This window comes from Tritonibacter scottomollicae, assembly GCF_032924845.1.
GTDB classification, from domain to species: domain Bacteria; phylum Pseudomonadota; class Alphaproteobacteria; order Rhodobacterales; family Rhodobacteraceae; genus Epibacterium; species Epibacterium scottomollicae.
Genome location: NZ_CP136704.1, coordinates 311,695 through 327,719, shown reverse-complemented (window position 1 = coordinate 327,719; position 16,025 = coordinate 311,695). Strand labels below are relative to the sequence as shown.

The 16,025-nt window shown below is 64.6% G+C and carries 15 protein-coding genes; 2 read left to right on the top strand and 13 right to left on the bottom strand.

What is annotated here, in order from left to right:
- From R1T40_RS02245 to ftsW, 8 genes are all read right to left on the bottom strand, one after another.
- A complete protein-coding gene (locus tag R1T40_RS02245) occupies positions 1–900 on the bottom strand; it encodes a cell division protein FtsQ/DivIB (RefSeq protein WP_317385722.1) in 900 nt (299 codons plus the stop codon).
- Positions 888–1,772: a D-alanine--D-alanine ligase gene (locus R1T40_RS02240; protein ID WP_243394978.1), complete on the bottom strand. Its 885-nt coding sequence runs from the start codon at positions 1,770–1,772 to the stop codon at positions 888–890. Before R1T40_RS02240 ends, R1T40_RS02245 begins: the two co-directional genes overlap by 13 nt.
- 313 nt (positions 1,773–2,085) lie before the next feature.
- Entirely contained in the window at positions 2,086–3,012 is a 927-nt protein-coding gene (gene murB / locus R1T40_RS02235; protein ID WP_317385721.1) for a UDP-N-acetylmuramate dehydrogenase, read from the bottom strand.
- A gap of 154 nt (positions 3,013–3,166) precedes the next feature.
- Entirely contained in the window at positions 3,167–3,415 is a 249-nt protein-coding gene (locus R1T40_RS02230; RefSeq protein WP_106163318.1) for a DUF2484 family protein, read from the bottom strand.
- A complete protein-coding gene (locus R1T40_RS02225) occupies positions 3,412–3,675 on the bottom strand; it encodes a DUF2484 family protein (protein WP_317385720.1) in 264 nt (87 codons plus the stop codon). The genes R1T40_RS02230 and R1T40_RS02225 overlap by 4 nt, the downstream gene beginning before the upstream one ends.
- A gap of 43 nt (positions 3,676–3,718) precedes the next feature.
- Positions 3,719–5,128, bottom strand: coding sequence for a UDP-N-acetylmuramate--L-alanine ligase (gene murC, locus R1T40_RS02220; protein WP_317385719.1), 1,410 nt, complete (start codon positions 5,126–5,128; stop codon positions 3,719–3,721).
- Entirely contained in the window at positions 5,125–6,222 is a 1,098-nt protein-coding gene (locus tag R1T40_RS02215) for a UDP-N-acetylglucosamine--N-acetylmuramyl-(pentapeptide) pyrophosphoryl-undecaprenol N-acetylglucosamine transferase (protein ID WP_317385718.1), read from the bottom strand. The genes murC and R1T40_RS02215 overlap by 4 nt, the downstream gene beginning before the upstream one ends.
- Positions 6,223–6,268: 46 nt before the next feature.
- Positions 6,269–7,438 (bottom strand): putative lipid II flippase FtsW, encoded by a 1,170-nt coding sequence (ftsW, locus tag R1T40_RS02210; RefSeq protein WP_106163314.1) that lies wholly within the window; start codon positions 7,436–7,438, stop codon positions 6,269–6,271.
- Positions 7,439–7,661: 223 nt separating this feature from the next.
- On the opposite strand from ftsW, the gene R1T40_RS02205 reads away from it, so the two are divergent.
- Positions 7,662–8,843: a BaiN/RdsA family NAD(P)/FAD-dependent oxidoreductase gene (locus tag R1T40_RS02205; RefSeq protein ID WP_317385717.1), complete on the top strand. Its 1,182-nt coding sequence runs from the start codon at positions 7,662–7,664 to the stop codon at positions 8,841–8,843.
- A 37-nt stretch (positions 8,844–8,880) separates the two neighbouring features.
- On the opposite strand, the gene R1T40_RS02200 is transcribed toward R1T40_RS02205, so the two are convergent.
- Entirely contained in the window at positions 8,881–9,780 is a 900-nt protein-coding gene (locus tag R1T40_RS02200; RefSeq protein WP_317385716.1) for a LysR substrate-binding domain-containing protein, read from the bottom strand.
- Between the two features lie 92 nt (positions 9,781–9,872).
- On the opposite strand from R1T40_RS02200, the gene R1T40_RS02195 reads away from it, so the two are divergent.
- The gene (locus R1T40_RS02195) at positions 9,873–10,034 is read left to right on the top strand and encodes a DUF1127 domain-containing protein (protein ID WP_317385715.1); all 162 of its coding nucleotides are present in this window, start codon (positions 9,873–9,875) and stop codon (positions 10,032–10,034) included.
- Positions 10,035–10,071: 37 nt separating this feature from the next.
- Here the strand turns inward: R1T40_RS02195 and murD are convergent, their stop codons facing one another.
- The 4 genes from murD to R1T40_RS02175 all read right to left on the bottom strand — a co-directional run bounded on the left by murD (position 10,072) and on the right by R1T40_RS02175 (position 16,022).
- Positions 10,072–11,475 carry a UDP-N-acetylmuramoyl-L-alanine--D-glutamate ligase gene (gene murD, locus R1T40_RS02190; protein WP_317385714.1) on the bottom strand — a complete coding sequence of 468 codons (1,404 nt, stop codon included), beginning with the start codon at positions 11,473–11,475 and terminating at the stop codon, positions 10,072–10,074.
- Between the two features lie 551 nt (positions 11,476–12,026).
- A complete protein-coding gene (gene mraY / locus R1T40_RS02185) occupies positions 12,027–13,109 on the bottom strand; it encodes a phospho-N-acetylmuramoyl-pentapeptide-transferase (protein ID WP_106163309.1) in 1,083 nt (360 codons plus the stop codon).
- A gap of 40 nt (positions 13,110–13,149) precedes the next feature.
- On the bottom strand, positions 13,150–14,541 hold the full coding sequence (locus tag R1T40_RS02180; RefSeq protein WP_317385713.1) for a UDP-N-acetylmuramoyl-tripeptide--D-alanyl-D-alanine ligase: 1,392 nt from the start codon (positions 14,539–14,541) through the stop codon (positions 13,150–13,152).
- Complete coding sequence (locus R1T40_RS02175; RefSeq protein WP_317385712.1) at positions 14,538–16,022, bottom strand: UDP-N-acetylmuramoyl-L-alanyl-D-glutamate--2,6-diaminopimelate ligase; 1,485 nt, start codon at positions 16,020–16,022, stop codon at positions 14,538–14,540. The genes R1T40_RS02180 and R1T40_RS02175 overlap by 4 nt, the downstream gene beginning before the upstream one ends.
- Between the last annotated feature and the right edge of the window lie 3 nt (positions 16,023–16,025).

The following is a 16,025-nucleotide window of genomic DNA, read 5'->3' as shown; positions in this document are numbered from 1 at the left end:
TCAATAAGAGCTCTCGTTCAATTGGCGAATGCGCCACCAGTCCTCAACGGCTGGCGCGTTCATCCGCACGGTCAGACGGGTCGGCAGGCGCAAGTCCACGATCGCCACATCCCGTTCCAATAGGTCCTTCACTTCGCTGACAGCGATCACACGCTCCAACGCCGCAACCGGGCGTTCAACCGGCAACTGAATGCGTTGGCCACGGTCCAGCACCACATCCCAGCGCCGCTCCCCCACACGAACAATGCCGCGCAGGCGTTCCCCCAGGGGACGCGCAGCTGCGAACAGCTTCAGCGCCTCCACGGCAGCCCGGTCCGCGCCCCTGCCCGCAATCAATGGCAGGTTGGGATGCAACCCGCGCTGGCCCAGCTCGGCAACAAAAGCGCCCGTTTCATCCAGCAGAGCCAGCCCGTCGCGGCTGCGCCAGACGATGGCGGGCTGACGCTCCACCACATCCACCTGCAGAATGCCGCCCGGACGGATGCGCACGGCTGCGGTTTTCACCGGGTCCAGCCCGACGATCAGATCGCGAATGGCCGCAAGGTCCAGATCAAAGGAACTGAGCGGCAGATCCAGCGAGGTCACCTCGCGGATGTCCGTCGCCACGCTCTCCCCTGCGCCGTCGATGGCCATCACGTTGACCATGAACTCAGGCCGCGTCTCAAAGGCCGCGCGGGCCTCGGTATAAAGTCCAACCAGATGGTCGCGCCGCGCTTCGCTCGCCAGGTAGCCCCCGGCAGCAGCCAGTATCGCGCAGACCGGAAGGCCCACGCGCAGCCCCATGCGGATACCCGGCGTCAGCATCCAGCGCTGAACACGATACTTCAGACGCGACGGCGCCGGATCGGCCTTGTTCTCGGCCGCATGTGCTTTGGACCTGCGTGATGTCAGCGCTCGCATGACGCATCCTCCACCAGCCAGGCACACAGCTGGCCAAAGCTCAGACCGCAATGCTGCGCCTGCTCAGGTGTCAGCGAGGTTGGCGTCATGCCCGGCTGCGTGTTGGTTTCAAGCAGGATCAGCCCGTCGGTGCCACGCGCCTCATCCCAGCGGAAATCGGTGCGCGACAGGCCCCGGCAGCCCAGCACGTCATGCGCGCGGATCGCATAATCGAGACACAGCTGGGTGATCTCTTCGGGAACCTCGGCGGGCAACACGTGGCGCGAGCCACCGTCGGCATATTTCGCCTCGTAGTCATACCAGCCATCGGTGATGATATCCGTCACGCAAAGCGCCCGCTCGCCCATCACCGTGACCGTCAACTCACGCCCCGGCGCATAGGTCTCCACCATCACCTGCGCGGGCATTTCCTGGGACAGCTGCGGCGGGCTGTTGGCCGCCTCATGCACGATATAGATCCCGACAGAGGAGCCTTCATTGTTGGGCTTCACCACATAGGGCGGCGCGATCACATGGCGCGCCATCACCTCGTCCTTGGCGGCGATCACGCTGTCCACCACCGGCAGACCGGCGGTGCGATAGGTCGCCTTGGAGCGTTCCTTGTCCATCGCCAGCGCCGAGGCCAGCACACCGGAGTGCGTATAGGGAATGCGCATCCATTCCAGAATGCCCTGCACACAGCCGTCCTCGCCCCAACGGCCATGCAGCGCGTTGAAAACCACATCCGGCTTGATGTCCTGCAGTTGCGCCACAAGGTCCGGGCCTGCATCGACCTCGACCACCTCGTAGCCTTCTCCCCTCAGTGCGCCGGCGCATTCACGCCCCGTGGACAGAGACACCTCCCGCTCGGCGGAGGGGCCACCCATCAACATCGCAACCTTCGGGAGTGTTCTGCTCGCTCCACCCACGATCACTGCCTCAATTTCTACCGGGCATTGTTGCCCTTTATAATTATTCCGGTGCCGGTTTTCCGGCTCCCGCAAAGACCTCGGCCTTCAACACCATGAGACCTGCATCCCGATGGCAACATCACACCTGCGCGCCCCGTGACAGGGCCAAAACACAAAGGCTGTTCACCAAGTTTCCCGCACGTTCGGGACTTCAGCATCTGCGCTTGCGCAAACCTGACGGGACGCAAATTGGCCGCACCGGGTCAGGTTATTGAAATCGCTGAATTTTCCTGGATCACACTCGCTTGGGATCGCCTATACGCATGATTTCCCACTTTAGCCAAATGCCGGAGTCCGCGTAAACCTTTTTTCGCACATTTTCGCCCAACTGTTCCAAATCTGCGGCGGTTGCGCCACCCGTGTTAATCATGAAGTTGGAATGCTTCTCACTCATCTGTGCCCCGCCAAGGGTCGCGCCGCGCAGGCCGGCGTTGTCGATCACCTTCCAGGCCTTGAGGTCCATCACGTCATCGGCCTTGCCGGTCGAGGAAAATCCCGCCGGATTGCGGAATGTCGATCCTGCCGAACGCTCCTTGGTGGGCTGGCTTTCGTCGCGCTTGCGCAGCTGCTCCTCCATGCGCGCCGCCAGCGCTTCGGGCGCGCCCGCAGGTCCGCGCAGGGTGGCCGACACCAGAACGGCACCCTCCGGCAGGTCGGTCTGGCGATACTCGAACTGCAGATCTTCCGCCGTCAGGGTCTTTACGCTGCCATCCCGCAACACCACCTGAGCCGAGACAAAGACATCCGCTACATAAGCGCCATAGCAGCCCGCGTTCATCCGCACCGCCCCGCCGATACTGCCGGGAATGGTGCGCAGAAAGGTCAGATCGACACCCGCCTCTGCGGCCTTGCGCGCCACATGGCCGTCCAGCGCCGCCGCGCCTGCGGTCACGGTGTCGCCTTCGACTTTGATCGTGTTGAAACCGCGCCCCAGCCGGATCACCACCGCCCGCAAACCACCATCCCGCACGATCAGGTTCGACCCCACCCCCATGGGAAAAACCTCCACATCCGCTGGCAGATCCCGCAGGAAATCCTGCAAGTCCTGTAGATCGGCGGGCTGGAACAGATAATCCGCAGGCCCGCCCACACGCAGCCATGTGAGGTCACAGAGGTCTCGGTTCGGCGTCAGGCGCCCGCGCACGGCTGGAAGATCGGTCATCACGGCTCACTTCTGGTTTCAACGCGGGTTTAGGCCATGCCCGCGCGAAGGAAAACCCCAGAGCCCACTCCACCTGCCGTTTGCGCGTGTTTCGCCGCCTTTGGATCTGCGCCGCATAGCGCGCGTCGAGGACCGTAGACCAGACGGCCTCCGCCTATCCGCGCCGCACACCGCGCAGCCAGCGCACCAGATAGATCACCGGCCAGCGCAGGATCGACATGCCCGCCACCAGCATCGCCAACCCCCACCAGGGGCCGTTCTCATAGGTCACATAGCCAAGGAGCGGAATGCCAATGGCAATCAGCACATAGGCGCGGGACCAGTGGTTGTCCTTTGACGGGATCATCGCCAGCAGGTTGGCCAGCACCACCCAGAGACAGGCCAGGATCAGGGAGGTGTTCATGGGCGTGGCCCTCCGGTCTCGCGCCCAACAGCAGCGCGACGCAGCAAGGCGGAGAGCGGCTTGCGAAACATCGACAGCAGCGCAAACAGGCCAAAGCCCGCCGCCAGCAGGCCGAAATCACGATACAGCAGCCAGATCAACAGCGGCGCCACCAAGAGCAACAGCAGTCCCGGCGGACGCTGATAGCGCAGTGGCAGGAACGCCACCACGCTGGCGCAGAGCACCCAGACCACGGCGGCAAGGAGCGAGAGCGACATCATGCGTCCCTCCCCTCTGCCACCACGGCCCGGAGTGCGCGCCGCCTCACCCCTGCAGCCTTTCGGGCAGCCCGTTCGCCCAGGCGGAAATCGTACCGGCGCCGAGGCAGACAACCATGTCGCCGGGGCGGGCTTGTTCGCGCACCAGCCGCAGCAGGTCGTCTTCGTTGAGGATCGCGCGCGCATGACGGTGCCCATGACGGATCAGCCCCGCCACCAGATCGTCGCGGCCCGCGCCTTCGATGGGGTCTTCACCGGCGGCGAAGACTTCGGCGATGGCGACTACATCGGCGTCATTGAAACAGGCGCAGAAATCATCGAACAGGCTCGACAGGCGCGAATACCGGTGTGGCTGATGCACCGCGATAACACGGCCCTCACCCTCACTGCCGATGGCCTGACGCGCCGCCTTCAACACGGCAGCAATCTCTACCGGGTGGTGGCCGTAATCGTCGATGATGGTAACGCCGTCGACTTCGCCCACCTTGGTGAAGCGCCGGTTCACGCCGCCAAAGGCCGCCAGCGCCGTGCGAATCTCATCCAGCTTCATGCCCAGATGACGACACACCGCCACTGCCGACAGCGCGTTGGAGACGTTGTGATCGCCCGGCATCGGCAGGGTGCAACCTTCGATCTTCTGCCCTTCGGCCTGCAGCAGCACGTCGAAATGCGCCACCCCGCCTTTGTAGGTCAGGTTCACCGCACGTACGTCCGCCTGCGCGTTGAAGCCATAGGTCACCACGCGGCGATCCGAAATCCGTCCCACCAGCGCCTGCACCTCTGCGTGGTCGGTGCAGCAGACCGCAAGGCCATAGAAGGGGATGTTGGAGACAAACTCATAAAACCCGTCGCGCAGGCGATCAAAGTCGCCCCAGTGTTCCATATGCTCGGGGTCGATATTGGTCACCACGGCGATGGTGGCGGGCAGCCGGTTGAAGGTGCCGTCACTCTCGTCGGCCTCGACCACCATCCACTCGCCCTGCCCCATGCGCGCGTTGGAGCCATAGGCATGAATAATGCCGCCGTTGACCACGGTCGGATCAAAGCCCCCCGCGACCATCAGCTCGGCCATCATAGTGGTGGTGGTGGTCTTGCCGTGGGTGCCGCCGATGGCGATGTTGGACTTGAGCCGCATCAGTTCCGCCAGCATTTCGGCCCGGCGCACCACCGGCAGGCCGCGCGCACGGGCCTCGTCCAGTTCGGCATTGCCGGGTTTGATCGCGGAGGAAGTCACAACCACCTCGGCGTTTTCCAGATTCTCAGCCCGCTGGCCCTCAAACACGGTCGCCCCGAGGGTCTCCAGCCGCTGGGTGATCTTGGAGGACTTCAGGTCGGACCCCTGCACCACATAGCCAAGGTTCAACAGCACTTCGGCGATGCCGGACATGCCGATGCCACCGATACCGACAAAATGGATCGGGCCGACGTCGCCGGGCAGTTTGGTGGCAGGGGTCATGGGGCAGCTTCCTCGGACAAGTGTTCAACAAGCGCCACGAGACGATCCGTGGCATCGGGTATTCCGGCGTTCATCGCCGCATTGGCCATCTGGGTGGCCCCTTGCGGATGGGTCAGAACAGCGGCGATCTGCTCTGCCAGGCTGTTGCTGTCAAGGGCGCTTTCGGGGATGCGGATGGCACCTCCGGCCTCAACCAGCCCGCGCGCATTGGCGGTCTGGTGATCGCCAGCGGCCGAGGCCAGCGGGATCAGGATCGAGGGCCGCCCGATGACGGAAATATCGGCAATCGACGACGCGCCCGAGCGCGATATCACCAGCTGCGCCTCGGAAATGCGCGACGGCACATCGGTAAAGAACGGCTGCACGTCGGCATCAATACCATTGTCGGCATAGACCTTGGCCACCCGCGCCTCATCCTCGCCGCGCGCCTGGTGGCTGATCCGCATATGCTGGCGCAGCTCGGGCGGCAGGGCCAGAATTGCTTCTGGCACCACGTCGGACAGGATGCGCGCGCCTTGGCTGCCGCCGATCACCAGGATCGACATCGGGTAATCCCCGGGCGGAATATAGGGCGCACCCTGACGTTCCAGCACCGCGCCGCGAACCGGATTGCCCACATGAACGCCCTGCGCGCCGTCCGGCAGGTCCGTAGGCCAGACACCGCAGGCCACCTGCGCCACACGCGTGGCGAACTTGCGGTTCACCTTGCCCAGCACGCCGTTCTGTTCGTGGATCATCCGTGGCAGGCCCAACAGCGTCGCCGCACCCAGCGCCGGGATCGACGGGTAGCCGCCAAAGCCCACCACCGCATCGGGACGGTCGCGCCTCATGTCCAGTGCCATCTGCGCCACGCCCGACAGGATCTTCGGCCCCACCAGCGCCTTGGCCAGCAGCCCGCCACGGGCAAATGTGGCCGAAGGCACCTCGGAGATTTCGGTCGAATGGGGAAAGCCGCCAGTGTAGCGCGCGCCGCGCGCATCGGTGGAGAGCTTCACCCGCCAGCCCTTGCGCAACATCGCCTCTGCCAGCGCCTGCGCGGGGAACATATGCCCCCCGGTGCCGCCCGCCGCCATCAGGAGCAGTTTCTGTGTCATCTCGTGCCTGCCTTCGCGTTCTTATCCGTTGACCGGCCCACCTCTCTTATCCGCGCCCACGTCCGCGCAAAGCGTCCGCGATTTCGCCCTGAGGTCGGGACCGGGTGAAGGCCAAGAGCATACCCATTGCGATGCCGCCTGCAATCAGGGAGGAGCCACCATAGCTCACGAACGGCAAAGTCATGCCTTTCGCGGGCAGAAGCCGCACCGCAACCCCCATGTTGATCATCGCCTGAACACCAAAGGAGCAGGCCAGACCGGCCCCCGCCAGACGGATGAATGTATCCCGCTCGCGCATCAGGCGGAACAACGACCGCACGACGATCATGGCGTAGAGGAAGATAATGATCGACACGAGCACAAGCCCGTATTCCTCGGCCGCCACGGCGATAATGAAATCGGTATGCGCATCCGGCAGGGACCATTTCACCTGCCCCTCACCGACGCCAACACCAAACAGGCCGCCCTCGCGAATGGCGTTGGTGGCATAGCCCAGCTGCGTGGTCGGGTCGAGATCCGGGCTCAGGAAGCCATCAATACGACGGGCAAAGTGTTCGGAGTTCGAATAGGCGATAACGCCGCCAAAAATCACCACAGCCGCCATGCCCACCAGCAGCAGCATCGGCGCCCCGGCGACGAAATACATCACGCCCCAGCCAAAGAGGATCAGACAGGCCTGACCAAAGTCCGGCTGCATCACCAGCAGCATCACCACCGACAGACACAGCCCAAAGGACAGCAAGGTGCCCGGCGGGCCATAGATCTGATGGCTCGCCGCGATCATCCAGGCGGCCAGCACGATGAAGCCCGGCTTCAGGAATTCCGACGGTTGCAGCGAGGCAAACCCAAGGCTGTACCAGCGCACAGCCCCCTTGCCGAAATCGGTGCCGAAGATCGGCAGCAAGGCCATCGCGACAAAGGCACAGACAAATCCGATCACAGCCAGCCGTCGCACCAGTGTCGGGGACATCATCGAGGTCAGCACCATCGCCACCAGCGCGGTACAGCCAAAGAAGGCCTGACGTTGCACATAATGGAAATTGTCAAACCCGTTGCGGGCCGCCAGCGGCACCGAGGCCGCCAAGCCCAGCAGAAGCCCGACAATGAACAATGTGACCACAAAGGTCATCGTCCACTTGTCCAGTGTTCGCCACCATTTGGGAAGAATCGGCTCCCCTTCTTGCGCGGGGAGCGCGCCATAGACCATCTCAGTCATGGGTTCACTGCCTTGATTGGGCGCTGAAATCAGCGCCGGTTTTGCCTCGAAAATGTCCCATTTGCGGGACTTATTACATAAAGTGTAACCTGATAACGCTGCGCAGGCCAGTCACTTCCTCCCCGATCACACGGGAAATTACCGCAGTTCGGCCCCGTAGCGACCACAATTGCCCGCAGCGGCGATGCTTGCGCGGACACAGCTTTCGTGGTCGATGCGGCTCATGCAGATCAAGACCCTGATTCTCGGCGCCGGCGCAGCTGGCATGATGTGTGCGGCTCATGCGGGCGGCGATTGTCTGGTGGTGGACCACGCCAAGAACCCGGGCGAGAAGATCCGCATCTCCGGCGGCGGGCGCTGCAACTTCACCAATATGTATGCCACACCCGAGAACTACATCTCGCAGAACCCGCATTTCTGCAAATCGGCCATGGCCCGCTACACACAGTGGGATTTCATCGACCTGGTCACCCGCCACGGCATCGCCTGGCACGAAAAAACCCTCGGGCAGCTGTTTTGCGATGACTCGGCCCGCCAAATCGTTGCCATGCTGGTGAAGGAACTGCGCGATGCGGGCGCGGATCTGTGGCTGCAAACCTCGGTGGTGGATGTGCGCCACGGCGCCGGTGGATACACGGTCCGGCTGGAGCGCGAGGGCAAACCGATCACCGTCACCGCGCAGAACCTGGTGCTGGCCACCGGCGGCAAATCAATCCCCAAGATGGGCGCCACCGGGTTGGCCTATGACATCGCACAGCAATTCGACCTGCCGGTGCTGGACACCCGCCCTGGCCTCGTGCCCTTCACGTTTGGCGCGGACCGGTTCAAGCCGCTGGCCGGCGTCGCCCTGCCCGCGCGCCTGTCGAACGCGCGCGCCAGCTTTGACGAGGCGCTGCTGTTCACCCATCGCGGCCTGTCGGGCCCGGCGGTGCTGCAGATCTCCAGCTACTGGCACGAAGGCGAGGAAATCACCGCGCATCTGCTGCCCGACTTCGACCTGTTCAGCGCCCTGCGCGACCAGCGTCAGCAAAGCGGGCGCAAGGATCTGACCACCGAGCTTGCGCGCCACCTGCCCGCCCGGCTGGTCGAAGACCTCGCCGCCGATGGCAGCCTAAAGGGACGCCTTGCAGATCAGTCCGACGCCGCCTTGCAGGCGCTGTGCGACCGGCTGAACAACTGGCGCCTGAAACCGACAGGAACCGAGGGCTACCGCACTGCCGAAGTGACCCTTGGCGGGATCGACACCGACGCGCTCTCCTCGCGCACGATGGAGGCCAAGGCCCAGCCCGGCCTCTATGCGATCGGCGAGGCGGTGGATGTCACAGGCTGGCTCGGCGGCTACAACTTCCAATGGGCCTGGGCCTCCGGTTTTGCCGCGGGACAGGCCATCGCCACCAGCGCCTGATACGCGCCCTGACACCGGCACTGCGATCCACGCCGCCTCAGTTGCTGTCGAAATCCGCAACCTCGGCCAGCAGCCAGTTGCGAAAGGCGGCAACCGCAGGGTCCGCGCGACGCGCTTCCGGGTAGGCCAGCCACACCGAGATATCATCCTCCGTCACCTGATCAAACGGTTGCACCAACGCGCCGCTGGCGATCATGCCGCTGGCATAGGCCGGGGTCAGCAGGCAGGCCCCATGCCCCGCCAAGGCCGCCTGCACCTCCAGCACCTGAGTGCCCAGACTGTGCCGTTCTGCCTGTGGAACATAGTCGACACCGGCCGCCCGGAACCACATCCCCCAGGCCGGATCAGCCGCATCCACCAAGGGCACCCCCAGCAGATCTTCTGGCTGCGTGATCGGGCCATAGGTCTCCATCAGGGCCGGGGTCAGTAACGGCGTATAGCTGGAGCGAAACAGCAGGTCCGCAGCCAACCCGGGCCAGCTGCCATGTCCGACACGAATGGCCACGCTGGCCTCGCCTGCCTCCAGATCGACGTAACGGTGATTGACCTCGACCCGCGTGGTGATGCCGGGATGGGCGACCTGAAACAGACCCAGTCGCGGGCCCAGAATGAAGGCCGCGAAACTGGCAATGGCGCTGATCACCAGCTCCTGCCCACCGCCACCGCGCACCTCTGCCCAGCCGCGCCGCACCATGTCCAGCGCCTCACCAACCTGCAGCTGCAGCGCCTTGCCCGCCGCTGTTGGCACCACGCCACGCGGCAGGCGCCGAAACAGGGGCTGACCGGCGCGATCCTCAAGCAGCTTGATCTGATAGCTGACCGCCGCCTGCGTCATCGCAAGCTCTTCCGCGGCGCGGCTGAAACTGCTCAACCGGGCCGCCGCCTCAAAGGCGCGCACCGCAGGCAGGGGTGGCAGGGGGGATTTCGCTTTATCCATTAAGGCAGCTTATACCAACCCCCTTGAGTTTCAATTGGTCATTTGCCCCTGAAAAGCACACATCTAAGGGACATCACGCAAGGAAGACTGCCATGACCACCATGATCGCACAGCTGAGCCTTTGGGTCGCCATCAGCAGGTTTTTTACCCGCCCCACACACAAACGCGGCCCGAGTCAGCACGACCTGCACCGCCACGCCCGCCGCGAGCTGTCGCATATGTCCGACCACATGCTACGCGACCTCGGCCTGTGACCAAGGTCGCGCCAGCAGGTCCGGGCAGCCTCAGACCTCAGAGTTGCAATCGGGCCGTGACTTCGGCGATGAAATCCTCGCCGCGCTTCTCAAAGCTGTCGTATTGGTCGAAACTTGCCGCCGCCGGAGCCAGCAGCACGGTTTCGCCCGGCTCTGCATCCGCCACCGCCCGCGCCACCGCTTGCGCCATGGTGGTGCAAACCTCGGCTTCCACGTCCAGCTGCATGGCGAACTGCGCCGCCTCGCGGCCGATCACATAGGCTTTGACCACCTCGTCGCTCGCGCCTTTGAGGCCCTCCAGCCCGCCTTCCTTCTCCAGCCCGCCGCAGATCCAGCGGATCTTCTTGAAGGCACTTAGCGCCTTGGCCGCGCTGTCGACATTGGTGGCCTTGCTGTCATTCACATAAGACACCCCATCCACCTCGGCCACCCGCTGACTGCGGTGTGGCAGACCGGGATATGTGCGCATCGCCGCCTCGATCACCCGGGGCGCCAGGCCCAGGGTGCGCGCTGCGGCATAGGCCGCACATGCGTTCTGATGGTTGTGCGCTCCGGGCAGGCCGGGAATGTCACGCAGGTCGATCGATCCTGCCTGCCGCCCCTTGCGATATTCCGACAGGAAGCCCTTGCGGGCAAAAACCGTCCAGCCCGCGCCGCCCGACAGCTTCTGCCCTGACGACACCCGGATCACCCGGTCATCGCCATTGCCCTCGCTCAGCTGCCCGGCCAGGAACAGCCCCTCGTCCTCGTCAACGCCGATGACCGCGCGGTCGGGACCACCTTCGGCGAACAGCCGTCGCTTGGCCGCAAAATAGCCGCCCATGCCGGCGTGACGGTCCAGGTGATCCGGCGTCAGATTGGTAAAGACCGCCACATCCGGCGTCAGCGCCCGCGCCAGATCCGTCTGGTAGGAGGACAGCTCCAGCACCACCACGCCGCCATCGCCCGGCGGGTCGATGTCCAGCACCCCACGGCCGATGTTGCCCGCCATCTGACTGTCGCGGCCCACGTGTTCGAGGATATGATTCAAGAGCGCCACCGTGGTGGATTTGCCGTTGGATCCGGTGATCGCGATCACCTTGGGCATGGTGACAAACTCGTCCCATTCGCCCGAGGCAACAGAGCGGAAGAACAGCCCGATATCGTTGTCCACCGGCACGCCCGCAATCAAGGCGGCGCGCACCACCGGGTTTGGCTTGGGGTAGAGATGCGGAATACCCGGCGACACGATCAGGGCCGCGATATCGTCAAACGCATCCTGTCTGGTCAGCTCGCGGCAGGCAAAGCCCTCACCTTCGGCGGCGTCCCGCGCGGCGGGGTTGTCGTCCCAGCAGATCGCCTCCGCGCCGCCTTCGCGCAGCGCCCGCGCCGTGGCGAGGCCCGACCGGCCCAGCCCCAAGACCGCAATCTTCTGCCCTGTGACACCTTTAACCGGGATCATGCCGCACCTCTTCTGACATCTCTGTTCGGCGCGACACTGCACCGGAGCGCGGCGGGAATGCAAGCGGGCTTGAGCACCCGGACAGTGCCTGACCTTGGGGAGGCGTGAAGCGCCTTCCCGGGGGGAAGGTCAGGCGCTGTCCGACCTCTCGGTCGGACCGAACCGTTGCCATCCTCGCGCGCGCCCTGCTGACGCCACCTTCATGCCAGCGTGCTAGTCTTGATGCGTCGCGACATCAAAGACCCACAGGAGTTCGGCCCGTCCCGAGACCACCCCCTCATTGGGTGCAGGGCGGATCCACCCGAGGCCTCACTGGATTTGGCCCTTAAAACAGGCCAGCCAATGCTCCGCCCCTCCGGCGGCGCCGCCTTTCTTAACGACGAAACCGCGCAAGGCTTCCCCAACGCGGTGTGACATATCTCAGAGTAACGCTTGAGCGCCCCGCCAGCAGGTCGGGTGCCAAAGGTGGATTGGTTGCCCCCCCGTTCGACCGAGAGGTCGGACAGCGCCCGACCCTCCCCACGGGAGGGCGCTGCCCTTTCGCTTGGGCCTCAGCGGACCTTCAGTGTTGCCAGTCCGATCAACGCCAGGATCAGCGAGATGATCCAGAAGCGGATCACGATGGTCGGCTCTGCCCAGCCCTTTTTCTCGTAGTGGTGATGGATCGGCGCCATCAGGAACACCCGCTTGCCGGTGCGCTTGAAGTAGAGCACCTGCACGATCACCGAAAGCGCCTCGACCACGAACAGCCCACCCACGATGGCCAGCACCAGTTCGTGTTTGGTCGCCACAGCGATCGCACCAAGGGCCCCACCCAGCGCGAGAGAGCCGGTGTCGCCCATGAACACAGCAGCCGGTGGCGCGTTGTACCACAGAAACCCCAGCCCGCCGCCAAACAGCGCCGCGGTAAAGATCAGGATTTCACCGGTGCCCGGCACATAGTGCACATCCAGATATTCAGTAAAATCGACACGCCCCACCGCATAGGCGATAATGCCCAGCGTGCCCGCCGCGACCATCACCGGCATGATCGCCAGACCATCCAGACCATCCGTCAGGTTCACCGCGTTGGCCGCGCCGACGATGACGCAGATGCAGAATGGCACATAGAGCAGCCCGAGGTTGACCAGCGTGTCCTTGAACACCGGCAGAGCAAGCTGGTTCTGCAGCTCAACCGGATGGCTCCAGCTGGCCCAAAGCGCCGCAATGATCGCGATCGCAAACCCCAGCGCCAACCGCACCTTGCCCGGCACGCCCTTGGTGTTCTGCTTGGAGACCTTGGCATAGTCATCCGCAAACCCGATCAGGCCGAACGACATGGTCACAAACAGCACCAACCAGACAAACGGGTTGTCCCAGCGCGCCCAGACGAGGGTCGAGAACAACAGCGCCCCCACGATCAGCAAGCCGCCCATGGTGGGGGTGCCGGCCTTGGCCAGATGCCCCTCCGGCCCGTCGTCGCGGATCGGCTGCCCCTTGCCTTGCCGGCGGCGCAGCACGTTGATCAGCGGTTTGCCAAACACGAAGCCAAAGATCAGCGCGGTCAGGAAAGCTCCGCCAGCGCGGAAGGTGATGTAGCGGAAGAGGTTGAAAAAGTCCCCCCCGTCCGACAGGGCGGTCAGCCAGTAAAGCATACCAGAGCGGTTCCTGTTCTGAGTGGTGCAAGTTGATGTGTCATGAAGGTGCGTTGCCTTGACCGATTTCCCGGATCGCGTCAACCACGCGCGCCATCTGCATGTAGAGAGAGCCCTTGGCCAAGACCACATCGCCGCCGCGGATTTCCCCGTTGAGGGCTGCCACCGCCTCGGCGCTGGTCTCGACCCGCAGGCCCCGTTTGGCCTCGGGCAGGGCCGCATGCAGCGCTGCCATCAACGGTCCGATACAGTGAACGGTATCAATATTGTCCATCGCCGGAAACGCGGCCAGCTGCGCATGTAGCGTCGCGGCCTCGTCGCCCAATTCGCCCATATCGCCCAGAAAGGCGATCCTGCGCCCCTCGCCCTTGGTCGCAGCCAGCACCGTCAGCGCCGCCGTGACCGAGGTGGGGTTGGCGTTATAGGCGTCGTCCAGCACGGTGACGGTGCCGTCGGGTACATCGACAGTGAAGCGCGCGCCGCGCCCCTTGACCGGCGACCAGCCCGCCAGCCCGGCCAGCGCCAGATCGAGGTCCGCACCAAGTGCTGTGACCGCCGCAAGCGCGCCAATGGCGTTCATGGCAAAATGCGCACCAAGCGACTGGATCTCTGCACTGATCTCACGCCCTTCAAAGCGATAGGAGGCGCGGGTGACATCACCGTCCAGATCCACGGCGTAGAGCGCATAGTCCGACGCGCTGCGTCCAAACCAGCGGGTCTCGCAACCCTTGGCCACGGCCACCTCACCCAGCACCGGGCTTTCGTCGAGGTCGGCGTTCAGCACCGCAACCCCGCCGGGCTCCAGCCCCTCAAGGATGGCCGCCTTCTCGCGGGCGATGCCGGCCACATCCTCAAACGCTTCCAGATGCACGGCGGCGACGGTGGTCACCATGGCCACATGCGGACGTGCCTGCAGGGCCAGTGGCGCGATCTCGCCGGGGTGGTTCATACCGACCTCGATCACCGCAAATTCCGTATCGGCAGGCATCCGCGCCAGTGTCAGCGGCACGCCCCAGTGGTTGTTGAAACTCGCCACAGCGGCATGGGTGCGGCCCTGCGGCGCCAGCATCGCGGCCAGCATTTCCTTGGTCGAGGTCTTGCCGACAGACCCCGTAACCGCAACCACGCGGGCCTGCGTCCGGGCCCGCCCGGCCCGTCCCAATGCCTCAAGCCCGGCCTGTACGTCCTCCACAACCAAGAGCGGCGCATCAGCTGCCACCCCTTCTGGAATGCGCGACACCAATGCGGCCCCCGCCCCCTTTTCCAGCGCCTGCGCCACGAAGTCATGCCCGTCCCGCGCCGCAGTGAGCGCCACGAACAGATCGCCCGGTTGCAGGCTACGGGTGTCGATGGAAATCCCGTCGACGCGCCAGTCGGTTATGGCCTGCCCGCCCGTTGCGGCGGCGGCCTCCTGTGCGGTCCAAAGGCTCATGCCAGCCTCCCATCCAGCGCGGCGACGGCCATGCTGGCCTGCTCCACATCGTCAAAGGGCAACACGTCGTTGCCAATGGTCTGGCCGCTCTCATGGCCCTTGCCACAAATCAGCAGCGCGTCACCCGGCTCCAGCATGTCGACCCCGCGCAGGATCGCCTCGGCCCGGTCACCCACGTTCAAGGCATTTGGCGCTCCGCCCATGACGGCAGCGCGGATCGCTTCGGGATCTTCCGAGCGGGGGTTGTCGTCGGTGACGATCACCGCATCCGCGTGGTCATGCGCCGCCTGCCCCATCAGGGGGCGCTTGGTCGCGTCCCGGTCGCCGCCCGCACCAACAATGGCCACAAGACGTCCCAGCACATGCGGGCGCAAGGCCTTGATCGCGGTGGCCACCGCATCGGGCGTATGGGCGTAATCGACAAAAACCGTCGCGCCATTATCACGCGTCGCGGCCAGCTCCATCCGGCCCCGCACTGTGCTGAGATGCGGCAGTGTGTCAAACACCTGCTCCGGCACCTCGCCGCTGGCAATGGCAAGCCCCGCCGCAACCAGAATGTTCTCCGCCTGGAAGCCGCCGATCAGGTTGAGCCGCTTGGCAAAGGGGCGGTCATGCCAGGTGAAGCGGATATCCTGCCCGGTTGCATCCACCCGCATGCCCATCAGCGCAAGATCCCCGAGCCCACGACCGACCGAGATCACCTCCTGGCCGCGTGCAGCTGCAATGGCCCGCATCTCCGCACCGCGCGGGTCAGACATGTTGATAACGGCCACGTCATCTTCCGACATGACACGGCGAAACAAACCGGCCTTGGCGGCGAAATAGGCCTCGAAGGTTTCGTGATAGTCGAGATGATCCTGCGTGAAGTTGGTAAAGCCCCCGGCCAGAAGCTGCACGCCGTCCAGGCGGCGCTGATCCAACCCGTGCGAAGACGCCTCCATCGCCACATGGGTGACACCCGCCTCTGCCGCCGCCGCGAGGGCACGGTGAAGCGTGATCGGCTCCGGCGTGGTATGGGCGAGCGGATGGGTCCATGCCCCCTCGATCCCGGTGGTGCCAAGGTTCACCGCCTGATGGCCGAGTTCCGTCCAGATCATGCGCAGGAAGGTGGCCACCGAGGTCTTGCCGTTGGTGCCGGTCACCGCCACCGCGACCGGCGGTTGTCCGCCGAACCACAGCGCTGCTGCGCCCGACAGGGCCTGCCGTGGGTCTTCTGTGACCACCAGCGCGGCCCCGGCGGCCGCAATCGCCGCCGCTGCGGTCTCTGCACCATAGGCATCGGTCAGAATCGCAACCGCGCCCTGCTCCAGAACCTGCGGGACAAATTCGGCCCCATGCACACGGGTGCCCGGCAGGGCCGCAAAAACAAAGCCTTGCCGCACATCACGGCTGTCCACCGCCAGCCCGGAAATCACCGGATCGATACCGCCACGTGCGGTCAGCCCCAACTGGCTGAGCTTAAGCGCTGGTTTGTCGTTCATGGT

Excerpts from the sequence above, each read along its gene's own strand:
- R1T40_RS02245 (WP_317385722.1), bottom strand. The coding sequence starts at position 900 with ATGCGAGCGCTGACATCACGCAGGTCCAAAGCACATGCGGCCGAGAAC.
- R1T40_RS02240 (WP_243394978.1), bottom strand. The coding sequence starts at position 1,772 with ATGTTGATGGGTGGCCCCTCCGCCGAGCGGGAGGTGTCTCTGTCCACG.
- murB (WP_317385721.1), bottom strand. The coding sequence starts at position 3,012 with ATGACCGATCTTCCAGCCGTGCGCGGGCGCCTGACGCCGAACCGAGAC.
- R1T40_RS02230 (WP_106163318.1), bottom strand. The coding sequence starts at position 3,415 with ATGAACACCTCCCTGATCCTGGCCTGTCTCTGGGTGGTGCTGGCCAAC.
- R1T40_RS02225 (WP_317385720.1), bottom strand. The coding sequence starts at position 3,675 with ATGATGTCGCTCTCGCTCCTTGCCGCCGTGGTCTGGGTGCTCTGCGCC.
- murC (WP_317385719.1), bottom strand. The coding sequence starts at position 5,128 with ATGACCCCTGCCACCAAACTGCCCGGCGACGTCGGCCCGATCCATTTT.
- R1T40_RS02215 (WP_317385718.1), bottom strand. The coding sequence starts at position 6,222 with ATGACACAGAAACTGCTCCTGATGGCGGCGGGCGGCACCGGGGGGCAT.
- ftsW (WP_106163314.1), bottom strand. The coding sequence starts at position 7,438 with ATGACTGAGATGGTCTATGGCGCGCTCCCCGCGCAAGAAGGGGAGCCG.
- R1T40_RS02205 (WP_317385717.1), top strand. The coding sequence starts at position 7,662 with ATGCAGATCAAGACCCTGATTCTCGGCGCCGGCGCAGCTGGCATGATG.
- R1T40_RS02200 (WP_317385716.1), bottom strand. The coding sequence starts at position 9,780 with ATGGATAAAGCGAAATCCCCCCTGCCACCCCTGCCTGCGGTGCGCGCC.
- R1T40_RS02195 (WP_317385715.1), top strand. The coding sequence starts at position 9,873 with ATGACCACCATGATCGCACAGCTGAGCCTTTGGGTCGCCATCAGCAGG.
- murD (WP_317385714.1), bottom strand. The coding sequence starts at position 11,475 with ATGATCCCGGTTAAAGGTGTCACAGGGCAGAAGATTGCGGTCTTGGGG.
- mraY (WP_106163309.1), bottom strand. The coding sequence starts at position 13,109 with ATGCTTTACTGGCTGACCGCCCTGTCGGACGGGGGGGACTTTTTCAAC.
- R1T40_RS02180 (WP_317385713.1), bottom strand. The coding sequence starts at position 14,541 with ATGAGCCTTTGGACCGCACAGGAGGCCGCCGCCGCAACGGGCGGGCAG.
- R1T40_RS02175 (WP_317385712.1), bottom strand. The coding sequence starts at position 16,022 with ATGAACGACAAACCAGCGCTTAAGCTCAGCCAGTTGGGGCTGACCGCA.